The 12,446-nt window shown below is 62.8% G+C and carries 10 protein-coding genes; 4 read left to right on the top strand and 6 right to left on the bottom strand.

Translation table 11 applies throughout. From position 1 onward, the window contains the following. Positions 1 to 27: 27 nt before the first annotated feature. The 5 genes from DSM100688_RS00840 to DSM100688_RS00820 all read right to left on the bottom strand — a co-directional run bounded on the left by DSM100688_RS00840 (position 28) and on the right by DSM100688_RS00820 (position 5,676). The gene (locus tag DSM100688_RS00840) at positions 28 to 1,122 is read right to left on the bottom strand and encodes a LacI family DNA-binding transcriptional regulator (protein ID WP_170286262.1); all 1,095 of its coding nucleotides are present in this window, start codon (positions 1,120 to 1,122) and stop codon (positions 28 to 30) included. Positions 1,123 to 1,302: 180 nt separating this feature from the next. Next, a complete protein-coding gene (locus DSM100688_RS00835; RefSeq protein ID WP_152357284.1) occupies positions 1,303 to 2,580 on the bottom strand; it encodes a glycoside hydrolase 5 family protein in 1,278 nt (425 codons plus the stop codon). Positions 2,581 to 2,601: 21 nt separating this feature from the next. After that, positions 2,602 to 3,429, bottom strand: coding sequence for a carbohydrate ABC transporter permease (locus DSM100688_RS00830; protein ID WP_152357283.1), 828 nt, complete (start codon positions 3,427 to 3,429; stop codon positions 2,602 to 2,604). After that, the gene (locus DSM100688_RS00825; protein WP_152357282.1) at positions 3,419 to 4,408 is read right to left on the bottom strand and encodes a carbohydrate ABC transporter permease; all 990 of its coding nucleotides are present in this window, start codon (positions 4,406 to 4,408) and stop codon (positions 3,419 to 3,421) included. Before DSM100688_RS00825 ends, DSM100688_RS00830 begins: the two co-directional genes overlap by 11 nt. Continuing rightward, complete coding sequence (locus DSM100688_RS00820; RefSeq protein WP_152357281.1) at positions 4,408 to 5,676, bottom strand: ABC transporter substrate-binding protein; 1,269 nt, start codon at positions 5,674 to 5,676, stop codon at positions 4,408 to 4,410. Before DSM100688_RS00820 ends, DSM100688_RS00825 begins: the two co-directional genes overlap by 1 nt. 356 nt (positions 5,677 to 6,032) lie before the next feature. Here DSM100688_RS00820 and DSM100688_RS00815 point away from each other — a divergent pair, with 356 nt between their 5' ends. Together DSM100688_RS00815 and DSM100688_RS00810 are read left to right on the top strand one after the other, a co-directional pair. Further along, the gene (locus tag DSM100688_RS00815; RefSeq protein WP_152357280.1) at positions 6,033 to 6,341 is read left to right on the top strand and encodes a type II toxin-antitoxin system prevent-host-death family antitoxin; all 309 of its coding nucleotides are present in this window, start codon (positions 6,033 to 6,035) and stop codon (positions 6,339 to 6,341) included. Further along, positions 6,342 to 6,659: a type II toxin-antitoxin system RelE family toxin gene (locus DSM100688_RS00810; protein ID WP_152357279.1), complete on the top strand. Its 318-nt coding sequence runs from the start codon at positions 6,342 to 6,344 to the stop codon at positions 6,657 to 6,659. A 67-nt stretch (positions 6,660 to 6,726) separates the two neighbouring features. On the opposite strand, the gene DSM100688_RS00805 is transcribed toward DSM100688_RS00810, so the two are convergent. Further along, positions 6,727 to 9,870 (bottom strand): alpha-mannosidase, encoded by a 3,144-nt coding sequence (locus tag DSM100688_RS00805; RefSeq protein ID WP_152357278.1) that lies wholly within the window; start codon positions 9,868 to 9,870, stop codon positions 6,727 to 6,729. A gap of 320 nt (positions 9,871 to 10,190) precedes the next feature. Here DSM100688_RS00805 and DSM100688_RS00800 point away from each other — a divergent pair, with 320 nt between their 5' ends. Both DSM100688_RS00800 and DSM100688_RS00795 read left to right on the top strand, forming a co-directional pair. Next, complete coding sequence (locus DSM100688_RS00800) at positions 10,191 to 11,492, top strand: MFS transporter (protein ID WP_152357277.1); 1,302 nt, start codon at positions 10,191 to 10,193, stop codon at positions 11,490 to 11,492. 49 nt (positions 11,493 to 11,541) lie between these two features. Continuing rightward, on the top strand, positions 11,542 to 12,441 hold the full coding sequence (locus DSM100688_RS00795) for an MBL fold metallo-hydrolase (protein ID WP_163146757.1): 900 nt from the start codon (positions 11,542 to 11,544) through the stop codon (positions 12,439 to 12,441). Positions 12,442 to 12,446: the final 5 nt, after the last annotated feature.

Below are 12,446 nucleotides of genomic sequence, written 5' to 3'. Positions count from 1 at the left end.
TGTTCCGCGAACAGGCAGGCGCCATCGTCAGCGGGAATGCGCCGGACCGGTGCTGTCACGGACGATCAGCTGCGGAGTCAGTATTTTACGGTTGCCGCTTACCGGTTCGCCGGCGAACACCTTGAGCAGCAGATTGGCAACCTTGGTGCCGTATACGCCGGCATCGCGGTGCACCGATGTGATGGAGGGGTAGGCCGCCTCGCATACGAAGCTGTCTTCGAAGCTCACGATGGCTGGAAGATTGTAGGGATATGGCCGCTCATCACCATCGGGCCGCCCGGCGTTTCGGCCGAAGTACTTCGCGGCCAGCGCATGCAGGCTCGCCGCGGCCAGAATTTCGTTCTCATAGATGAACGCCGTAGGCGCGGGGTTCTCCCCCAGCAGGCGCAGCGTCTCGCCGACAGCCACGTCGGGATCGAAATTCGTAAATGACACGGAGGAGAACTCAAGATCGTTCTTCGCGGCGAATCGCCGGAATGACTTCTCGCGATCATGGGAGTAGTCCAGGGTCGAATCACCGGACAGATAGGCGATCTTTCGATAGCCCCGCGACAGTAGATGATCGAGGATCGCGCCCATGGTTTTCGAGTCGTCGATTGATAATGACGGCAGCAGATTGCCGGGATCGGGTCCACCGGCGAGCACTGCGGGCAGTCCGAGCTCGTTCAGCAGTTTTGGTCGTGGATCATCGGCCTTGAGATCCACCAGGATCACGCCGTCCACCCGTTTGCGCGATGCCCAGTCGCGGTATACGGTCATCTCCTCCTTGGTGGATGCGCACGGACGGTAGAGCAGGCCGTACCGCTGACGGCTCAGTGATTCGTGGACGCCGGCCATGAAATGCAGCATGAACGTCTCTTCCTTGAGCCCTCGCACCGAACGCGACGGCGCGAAGCCGACTGTCATGGTTTTCGAGGATCCCAGAGCCTGTGCGGCGTATACCGGGCGCCATCCCATTTTCGTCGCCGCCTCCTTGACCCTGCGTTTGGTTTCGGCGGAGACTCCCGGACGGTCGTTGATGGCGAAGGACACGGCGGTCTGCGATATGCCAAGCTCGTCGGCGATATCTTTGAGACTGACCCGCTGCATGCCGGAGGTCGCTGCATCAGAGGCGGATTTCATGGTGCTTCTCCATTCTGCGATGTGATGCTCGGCATCGAATATCAGGCGTCCGGCATGGCCGCTTATACTATTGTGTCACGTCGGGGGCTTGGCGACGTGCGTTTGCATCATATTGCGGCCAAACGGCCGATCGGCCATCGGCGCATCCATGCATGTCGAATGGGTTGCGCCGATGGCCGATCAGTCCACGGATTCAAAGGCCGGATCGGAGACCGCGGAATAGAACCGCGCCGCATACGGCGACGTATCCCGATGCAGTTCCATGATGCCGCGTCGGCTGAGTTCGCTGGCATCGTCGGCGACGGACGAGGTGACGATCGTCGGTCGCTTTCCGGCAACCTCGAGTTTCATCCACAGGTCGCAGATCGAACCTCCCGGGCCGAGCGTGGAACGGTCGACCGGATTTCCGGTCTCATCCACGTCCACGACGACGGCCACCGACTTCGCGTCGGCCGGCTTCATGTCGCGGTACTGTTCCGCCAGTTCGCCGTACATGCGCCCGATCGGCTTGACCCGGCCGTGTTCGTCGAACAGCCCGAGCGAGTATTCGAGCTGCGGGAAGTCGGCGAGGGATGCGGCCACGTCGTGCGAGCACCACCAAGTGATACCCCACAGGTTCGGACAGTCGATCGCCTTTTCGACGGCACGACGGCAGAAGTCCGGGGTGTCTTCGGTGGCGAGCACGTTTTCGGGGGCGCCGATCTCCTGCAGCCACACCGGACGATCGGCCGGCCCGAACGCCTTGGCGAGTTCGGCCAGGTACAGGACGTACGCGTAGCATTCCTCGCTTTTCGCGCCGTAGCCTTGCCCGATACCGTTGAACACCCACGAGTGGATGGTGGTGAGATCGCCCTTGGTGGCCGACTGCACGGGGGTGAACGGATGCTTGTCGAGGAACCATACGCCGTCGTTGACGCTGTACAGCGACAACGTGCCGTCACGCTTGGCCGCCGGCAGGAGTTCATCGAGCCATGCGTCGATCTGCTCCGGCGTCGCGGTCATCTTGGTCGGATGCGGCCGATCCGAAAGCTGGTTGACTTCATTGCCGAGCGTCAGCCCCTTGAATGCGCTTTCCTTGGCAAGCGTATCCGTCATGACCGAGATGAGCTCTCGCTCGGATGCCACGGCGTCCGGATCGGTGAACATGTTGCCCTTATGCCAGGTGACCAGCCAACTCGGGATGAAGTCGAAGCTTGACAGGTGCCCTTGGAACACATCCACATAGCAGTCAAGCCCGTGTTCGCCGGCCATATGCACCATGCGGCGCACGTCGTCCACGCCCTTGCGGTTGATCCAGGTACGGTTCGGCTGCAGATACGGCCACACCGGGAAGACGCGCACGTGGTCCATGCCGAGATCCTTGATCTGGCGCAGATCGTCGTCGATGCTCGCCCAGTCGGGGTCAAGCCACGAGTGGAACCACCCATGCGAAGGAGTGTAGTCTACTCCGAATTTCATAGGTATACCTTTCTTGCCCGGTCAGCCCTTGATGCCACCCTCTTCCACGCCGCGGAAGAAGTAGCGCTGGAAGATCAGGAAGAAGACGATGATGGGCACCAACGCGATGACCGTGCCCGCGGCGATCAGACGAGGATCGGAGACGAACTGGTTCTTGAGCCTGTTCAGACCGACGGTCAGCGTGTAGACCGAATCGTCGCCGAGAATGATCAACGGCCAGAGGAAGTCATTCCATGCGCCGACGAAGGCGAAGATGACGACGACGGTCATGGTTCCCTTGACCTGCGGGAGGCAGACGTTGAAGAAACGCTGCCAGATGCTGGCCCCGTCCACCTTGGCGGCCTCCTCCAGCTCGATCGGGATGCCGGAGAACGCGTTCATCATGAGCAGCACGTTCATGGCGCTGCACAGGCCGGGAAGCGCCGCACCGAGCAGGGTGTTCTGCAGACCCACGGTCTTGACGATGAGGAACTGGGAGATCAGCAGGGTCTCTCCGGGGATCAGCATGGCGCTGAAGATCAGCAGCACGACGAGTGACTTGCCCTTGAACTTCAGTCGGGCCAGCGAGTATCCGGCGAGTGTGGCGCCGATGACGTTGCCGCACACCGAGATGGCAGCGACGATCAGCGAGTTCTTGAAGTAGGACAGCACCGGAATGGTGTTGAACGCCTGAATGAAGTTGTCGAAGGTCGGGTCCTTGGGCACTAGGTACGGCGGGATCGCGTAGATGTCGTCGCCCTTGCCTTTGAACGCCAAGGTCAGCTGCCACAGCAGGGGTCCGATCAGGATGAGGAAGAACAGCGTCAGCAGCACATATTGCGCGACCTTGTTGGCCTTTTTACCTCGCATCGTTATCGACCTTTCGTTGCACGAAGAACTCAATGGCCACCAGGCTGCCGACGATCACGAACACCAGCATGCTGACCGCGCCGGCATAGCCGTACTTGGCGTTCAGGCCGGTGCCGTAGTTCTTGATCAGCATCGTCATGGTCACGTCCTTGCCGCCGACGCCACCGGTACCGCCGGTCAGCACGTAGATTTCGTTGAAGACTCGGAATGCGGCGGCCGAGGACAGCAGCATGATGAGCACCATCGTGGAGCGCACGCCGGGAACGGTCACGTGGAGGAATCGGCGGATGACTCCGGCGCCATCCAGCTCGGCAGCCTCATACAGGCTGGGATCGATGTTGGCCAGTGCGGACAAGTAGATGATCATGTAGTAGCCGAGACCGGTCCAGACGGTGATGAGCATGGCGCTGAACAGCAGCAGCCAGCGGTCGGTAAGGAACGGGATGGCGGTTTTGATGAGGCTCGCGCCTTGCAGCAGCGCGTTCACCAGACCTTTCTGGCTGAGCAGGTTGGTCCAGACCAGACCGACGATGACGGTGGACACCACGACCGGCAGGTAGAAGGACGCGCGGAAGAAGGCGAGGATCTTGGAATTGCCGGAGACCAGCGCCGCGAGGATCAGCGGCAGGATCACCATGCACGGCACCACGCACACCACGTATAGCGAGGAGTTCAGCAGGCCGATGTGCACGGATTCGTCCGAGAACATCTTCTGATATTGCTCAAGCCCGACGAAGTGGCCAGGATTGGAGAAGGTAGCGTCGGTGAAGGACAGGCGGATCGTATTGATGAAGGGGGCAATGACGAAGGTCAACGCGATGAGCAGCGCGGGCACCACGAACAGCCAGCCCGCAACGTCATTGCCTTCCTTGATGCGATGGGCGTCATCCACCTCCCACGCCGTTTCGTGGGAAGAGCCGCCGCGGCGGCCGGCCTTGCCGGCCGCCAGCGACTTCTTGTCGGTAGTCGACGAGGTCATTACTTCAGATCCTCGTTAGCGACCTTGACCGCCGCGTCCAGGGCCTCCTGCGCGGTCTGTTCGCCCTGAATGGCGCGGGCGATCTGCTCACGCAGCACGTTCTTGGCGTTCTCGGAGAACGGGCCCGGGGCGATGAACCAATCGTCGTCCTTCACGGCCTTAGAGGCGAGGGCGACGGCCTGGTCCTGCAGGGAGTCGCCGGTCGGGCTGAACGCCTCGTCGTCGATCGCGCCGGCAACGGACGGGAAGGTGTGGGACTTGGTGCAGAACTCGGTCTGGTTCTCCTTGTTGGTGACGAACTTGGCGAACTTCATGGCCATGTCCTTGTTCTTGGTGTTCTTGCTGACCACCAGCGTCTCCATGGCGACGTTCATCTTGCCGCCTTCGCCGAGCAGTCGCTCGGTGATGCCGAGGTTCTTGTACAGTTCCGGCGCGTTGGCTTCGAAGTCGGCGACGGAGTAGGCGGAGCCGGCCAGGGAGGCCACGCTGCCCTGCTTGAAGGCGTCGCCTTCACCGGTCCACGTGTTGTTCAGCGCCTCGGCGGACAGCGCCTTCTGGTTGTACATGTCGATGTAGTGCTGGACGAGTTCGACACCCTTCTCGTTGTTGAAGGTGAATTCGGTCTGATCATCGTTCATGAGCTGCACGCCGTACTGGCCAAGGGATTCCAGCGTCGGCACGGATGCGACCATGCTCACGGAGCCGTTGCACTTTTCGCCCATCGTCTTGGCGGCCGCGAACCATTCGTCCATGTCCGCCGGCAGATCGGTGACGCCGCACTGTTCCATGACGGCCTTGTTGTAGTACTGGACACCGGAGTTGAGGTACCACGGATAGGCGTAGGCGCCTTCCTCGATGTTGTCACCCTTGAACGTCACGTTGTTCCAAGAGGATGCGGTGAACTGGGATTCCGCGTCCGGGTCCTCCTTGGACAGGTTCAGCGTCACGCCGGCCTTGGCGAGGCTGTAGGCTCCGGTCGGGCTCATGTCCACGACATCCGGCAGCGTGCCGGCGGCGGCGTCGGCGTTGATTTTGTCGGTATAGCCGTCGGCGGGCTGGTCGATCCACTTGACGGTGACGCCGGGGTTCTCCTTCTCGAAGGCGGCGATGAGGTCGTTGAAGTACGGCGTGTAGGTGTCGTTCTTCAGGTTCCAGGTCTGGAAAGAGATCTCATTGCTGCTGGAGGAGGTCGAATTGCCGCACGCGGCCACTGCGAACAGCATGGAGCCCGCTCCGATCACAGCAATGGTCTTCTTCATGGAAAACATACCGTTTCCTTCTTTCTTTTCGTTGGAGTCCCGCATCCTGCGATGGATGAGGAAGCCTTACCGGTCGCATGTCATCGAGCTCGCACGAGGGCAGTCTGCGATGTTGTGCGATTATGTAGGTCTCACCGCTGAGACTAAACCGCTTTAGTTATCAGCCCGTTTCAAACTCATTAACTAAATCGGTTTAGTTGATAATATAACAGCAGACCATCCATAACGCAACCCGCCAGCAATCCCTGCGTGTCGCGCCGTTTTATGCCGATCATGTACTTCACAACGGCATGTCGTCACAAAATATGATCATAATTATATTCATAAATATGATTATTTATTGAGCGGAAGGAATTGATGCCGGTATGGCGGGAACAATTTCACTGGATAATCTCGTGTCCGTGTCCGAGTTGAGCCACGGAGGGGTCAGCCGCACGCTTGGCCGCGTATCGGACGACAACCCGGTCGTGGTCATGCGAAACAACAAGCCGGCGGCCGTGGTCATCACGCCGGACGACTACAAGCGGTATACGGAGGCGGAGGAGAATTTCGCGCTCTATCTTGAGGCCGTCGACCGTATGAAGCACGATGACGGCGAGCGACGGACCATGACGGACGTGTTCGGCGAAGACTATCGTCCCGTCGACGACGGATTCGAACCGGAGTTCGAGTAAATGGCCTGGCGTATCGAATTCACCAAGGCCGCCGCCAAAGACGTGGCGCAGTTGAGGGAACCCGCAAAGAGCCACGTCTACGCAATGCTCAACAAAGTTGCGGAGAACCCGTTGCCATTCACCGAAGGAGGGTATGGCAAACCGCTCGGCCATAAGCGCGACGGCAATCTCACCGGTTATCTTAAGGTCAAGCTCAAGGGGGACGGACTGCGAGCCGTGTACCGCTTGGAACGCACTGAGCACGCCATGACCGTCATCGTCGTGTCGGTGCGCGACGACAACGCCGTCTACAAAGAGGCCGCAAGACGAATCAAATAGGAGCCATACACCATAATCACCGTGGGGCTTCTCGCTGAGCAACGGCGAGAAGCCCCACGGGAAGGCGTCATCGGCGGATACGCAGTGTGGCGAGCTGGAACGGGGCGAGCGCGATAGCGGCACCGTCGGCCGGCATCATGCCATCACCAGCGGCGAGCGCCCGCGGCAGTTCAGCATCCAAACCCGGCTCCTCCATCAACGTCACCTCTTGCACCTTCGCATCGGCGAGCGCATGATCAAGCCGCAACGTGGCGCTGGCAGCACCGCCGGCGGCCTCGTAGATGCGCACGATGAGGTCGTCGGAGCCGTCGTCGGCGAGTTTGATCCAGTCGAGCACGGGCGTGCCGGTCACGTCGGCGAGCGTCACGAGCGGCGCGATGGAGGGCAGCTCCTCCACGGCCGGGCCGTTCAGCCGTGATGCTTCGGCGAGCACGGCATCCATCGGCGCCCCGACGACCACGCTCCATGCGAACGAGTGCTCGCCCTGGTCGGTGCGCGGGTCGGGGTAGAGCGGCGCGGACAGCAGCGACAGACGGATCATGGTGCCACGGCCGGTGCCGTGCGCCGCATCCTCGTGGATGGGACTGACGTCGGAGCCGTAGGTGGACGCGTTGACGACGGCGGTCGCATAGCCGGAGTCGGCGATGCGTACGAAGCGGTGCGTGCAGCTTTCGAACTTGGCGTCGTCGGAGCGCGTGTTCTTGTTGATCGATCGTTCGACGATGCCGTACTGGCATTCGTACTGTGCGTTGACGGCCTGCACCGCAACCGGCAGGTCGACCTTGAGGAACTGCTCGACCGCATGCCAGTCCACGTCGGCGGCGAAGTCGAGCGTGTCCGCGCCCGGCCGCAGCGTGATCGTCGTGCGGATCTCGACGCCCTGCACCTCGGTGACGACGTGCACGGCGGCGCTGCCGTCCGCGCCCGTGTCGACGCCTTCCACGCTCGCGTCGTCCAGGCCGTTCGCGGTGAGGAACGCGTCGCGCTGGATGTCCCAGGCGTCCCAGTGGAATGGTTCGTCCTTGAGCAGCTCGTAGCGGCCGAGGCGGGTGCCGGCGGGCACGAGTTCGCGGCCGGCGGCTAGGTCGGTCAGCGAGGAGACGGTGCCGTCCGGTTCGATGCGGGCGCGCAGTCGTCCGTTGTCGAGGATCGTCGTCTCGCCGTCACGCGTCACGGACACCTCGCCGTCGGCAACATGCGCGACGTCGGCAGCGGAACGCACGGTCCATGCGTCGCAGATCTCGCGTGAGTACGGGGTGATCACCGCATCCGCGACCGTCGCGTCGTCCGGCTCGGCGGCGACGATCGCGCGACCGGCCTCGAGGGCGATCTCGCGCAGCCGGGTGATGTCGCGCGCGTATTCGGCGCGCGCTTGGCGGTGTACCCATGCGATTGCGGAGCCGGGCAGGATGTCGTGGAACTGGTTCAGGAGCAGCGTCTTCCAGATGCAGTCCATCTCCTCGCGCGGGTAGACGTAATCCGGGTTCTTGACGCGGGCCGCGGCGCACAGGTATTCCGTCACGCGCAGCATGGCCTCCTCCTGCCGACAGCCGCGCTTCATGTCCTGCTGGGCGGTGAGTGTGCCGCGGTGCAGTTCGAGGTACAGCTCGCCCTTGAACACCGGGGTTTCGCCGCGCGCGTCGCCGACGATGTCCTTGCGGACGCGGTCGAACAGCTGGTCGGGGGTGCCGAAGTCGATCTTCGGGGCGCCGGCGAGGTCATGGTCGCGACGGATGCGCGCGGTCATCTCGCGGGTGGGGCCGCCACCGCCGTCGCCGAAGCCGTACAGCAGGATCGCGTTGCGCGACAGGTCCTTGTCGAGGAAGTTGCGCTGCGAGTACATGAGCTCGTGCATGCTCATGGACGAGCAGTAGGTGTCGGACGGCGGGAAGTGCGTGAGGATACGCGTGCCGTCGATGCCCTCCCACATGAACGAGTGGTGTGGGAACTTCGTGGTGTCGTTCCACGAGATCTTCTGCGTAAGGAACCAGTCGAAGCCGGCGCGGCGGGCGATCTGCGGCCACGAACCGGTGTATCCAAAACTGTCAGGCAGCCAGATGCCGCGCGGGGTGACGCCCAAGTGCTCCTTGAAGTAGCGGTGGCCAAACGTGATTTGGCGGACGAGGGACTCGCCGGATGGGATCATGTTGTCGGATTCGACCCACATGCCGCCGACCGGGATGAACCGGCCTTCCTTCACGCGTTCCATCATGCGGCGGAACAGATCGGGGTGCTCGGCCTCGAGCCACTCGTACTGCTGGGCGGAGCTCATCGCGTACGTGAAGTCCGGGTCCTCGTCCATGAGCGCGAGCACGTTGGAGACCGTGCGCGCCACCTTGCGGCGGGTTTCGCGTACCGGCCACAGCCATGCGGAGTCGATGTGCGCGTGGCCGATGGCGATGTGGTTGATCGCACTGGACGACGCGTGCTCCGCCAGCACGCCGGCGAGCTCGCCGCGGGCCGTGGGGAGCGTGCCGCCGATGTCGCGCTCGTCGTATGCGTTGAGCGAACGCTGCAGGGCCTTGGCAAGCTGCCAGTAGCGCGGGTCGTCGTCCGTGAGTTCGCGCATGAGCGACGATACGGTTTCGAGATCCATGGAGTAGGCGAACACGTCCTCGTTGAACACGGTGACGTCCATGCGGCTCAACGTGTACGGGAAGTCGTACCTGCCGGTCGGGCCTTCGCCGAGTTCGGTAGGCGAGAACGGGGTGGGGCCTTCGACGAACGGGTTGGCGGCCGCCTCAATGTAGACGGTGAAGTTGCCGTCCTTGTCGAGGTCGACGGTGCTGGTGCCGTCGGCGTAGACGAGCGGGACCCAGTGGTTCTTCGGGTTCGCGGATTTGATCGCGGTGCCGTCGGCGCGGTAGACGAGGCCTTCGGACTGGAAACCGGGACCGCGGTGGCCGAGCCAGCCGAGATCGATCTCAAGTTCGACCTTGCGGCCCTTGGTCGTCTCGCGGTCGATACGGCCGGTCACCTCAAACCATGTGGTACCCCATGTGGTGCCCCACATGCCGGGAATGGAGAACGGTTTGAACTCGACTTCGCCGGCGCGCACCTGCGCGAGGAATTCGCCGGAGGGCACGGGTTCGCCGGGGTTGTCGTGCGAACGCAGCACACAAGATGCCAGCGTGGTGTGGATGTGCGGTTCGACGCGCTGTTGCATGACGCGGTCGCATCGTTCGAGTTGCTGGTTGGGTAATAAGAACATAAGAGGGACGCCCCTTTGCCGAGTCGATGAATCCATGTCAGCGTCCGCACACCCGGACCATCGTCGTGTCCGTTCGCGCAGCCTCCGCCGAGCTCGTCGTGAACGACGAACTAAAACGCTTTAGATACAGCATGGCGCACACCCAAGACGTATCCACGCCAATCGCCGCGACACGCCTTAAATTCCTCAAGAAACGCGGAATAACGCCAACTAATTCGCTTTAGTTCCGCCGAGGTAATAGCATCATCATCCGACTGCGACACACAGCCGTTACCCGCCCCCAACCACACCACGCACCGCCGCAGGCAAGGAAGTCCGCCATGCTCGAATTCACGTCCCGCTATCTCGGCACCGATGCCAGGGGGACCCGCACGTTCTTCGTCATCTCCCTATCGTCGTGCATCTACTGGTTCCTGTCGATCAAAGGCGTGATCTACGAGCCGTTCCGCCAGGCGCTCGGCGTGACCAACACCCAGCTCGGCTTCCTGCTTGGCGTCACCGGGTTCGTGCAGGTGTTCGGCTATCTGCTGCTCGGCTGGATCCAGGACTTTCTCGTGATCCGCAAGGTCATCGCGTTCGATCTCGTCGCCTACGGGCTGATCGCCATGTCGCTGGCCGTCGCGACCGACCTGCCGTTCTGGTATCTGGTCATCGCGTTCGCCTGCTTCGGCCTCTTCGGCGAGGCGCTGTACTGGCCGACCATCCAAAAAAGCACGCGCGGCCTGTCCGACGGCGTTCATCAAGCGGCGCTGTTCAGCACGCAGGAGGCCATGCGCGGCGTGATGGGCCTGTTCGCGAACATGGTCACGCTGGTTTTGTTCACCGTGAGTCTCTCCCCCGTGACCGGCGCGCGCACGGCCATGACCTGCTATGCGTTGCTCATGATGGTGTTCTCGGTCATCGTGCTGCGCAACATCCCCGAAGACTTCCTGCACGACGACCGTCACGACGCCGCACGCGCAACACGCGGCAGCGGTGACGTCCGCCGCACCGGCCTCGCCGCCATCGTCGGTGCGCTGCGGCTGCCGATCGTCTGGACGACCGGACTGGCCACGATGGCCGGCTACACGGCCTACATCGCCGCCACCACGTACACGCTGCCGCTGCTGCAGCAGACGTTCGGCCTGAGCGACACGCAGGCCGCGGTCTACGGCCTGATCAACACCGGCATCTTCCCCGTCGTCTCGGCGCTGGCGTCCGGCGCCGTCGCGAAACGCTTCGCCGACAGCCCGCGTTGGATGGTCGTGCTGTTCCTGGCCTGCGCCGTCTGCGCGCTACCGTTGGCGCTGCTGCCCAAACGTCCCGGCTGGTTCGCGGCGTGCACCGTCGTCACCTGCCTGCTCGCGCTGACCTGCTATGCGATCCGCGCCGTGTATTACGTGCCGATCGGCGAGTACGGCGTGCCGAACGACCAGTCGGCGACCGTCATGTCGGTCACGTCGTTTCTCGGCTATATGCCGTCGTTCTTCGCCTATCCGCTGTTCGGCGCCATCATCGACGGCAGCGCGACCGGCGCGGACGCCTATCGCACGGTGTTCGTCATCATCCTGCTGTCCAGTCTCGCCGGTGCGGGGTTCAGCCTGTGCGGACACCGGCTCATCGCCGCGAAGCGACGCGGCTGAACCACACGCCTTCGACTATCATCATCAACCATCAAGCAAAGGAGCACCCATGAAAATCAAGCAACTCGGCACCGCAGCCGCCGAACGCATCCCCGGCATCTTCTGCGAATGCGACCTGTGCCGCCACGCCGCCGCGGCCGGCGGCAAGGAGATCCGCACGCAGTGCCAGGCCATCGTCGACGACGCGATCCTGCTCGACTTCCCTGGCGACACGTATCTGCACTATCTGCGCGACCGGTTCCCGCTGCCGTCCGTGCGCTCGGTGCTCGTGACGCACTGGCATTCCGACCACTTCTACGGCGAGGACGTCGCCTACCGCATGAACGGCTACGTGATCAGCAATCCCGTCCGGCATATGGAGGTGTATGGTTCGGAGACCGTGCACGGCTTCCACGAGCGCGCATTCTTCCTCGAACAGCGGCACGACGAGGACAGCGTGGCGTTCACGACAGTGCGGCCCGGCGACGACTTCACGGTGTGCGGCGGACCAGTCGACACCGACGAATCCGGCAACGCCGTTGACGGCGGCACCGGCACGCTGCGCAAGTACCGGGCGCACGCGTTCGAGGCGGCGCACGGCCACCACGCCGGCGACTGCCTGTTCTATTCGCTGACGGACGGCGAGCGCACGCTGCTGTACGCGCACGACACCGGCTGGTTCCCGGACGTCACATGGGACGAGCTTGCGCGGGTCGGCGGGCATTACGATTACGTGTCGCTCGACTGCAACCATGCGCTGCACGGGTCGTCGCTGAGCATGCACATGAACTTCGAGGACAACCTGCGTGCACGCGACCGCATGGTCGAGCTCGGCGTGGCCGACGAGCGGACGATCTTCGTGGCGAACCACTTCTCGCACAACGGTCGCACCACGCACGAGGAGATGGCCGAGGCCGCGCGGCGCGAGGGTTTCCGCTGCGCGTGGGACGGCATGGAGGTCGAGTTCTGAGCCGC

Source organism: Bifidobacterium ramosum (genome assembly GCF_009299505.1).
Classification (GTDB): domain Bacteria; phylum Actinomycetota; class Actinomycetes; order Actinomycetales; family Bifidobacteriaceae; genus Bifidobacterium; species Bifidobacterium ramosum.
This window is presented reverse-complemented; position numbering and strand designations above follow the sequence as displayed.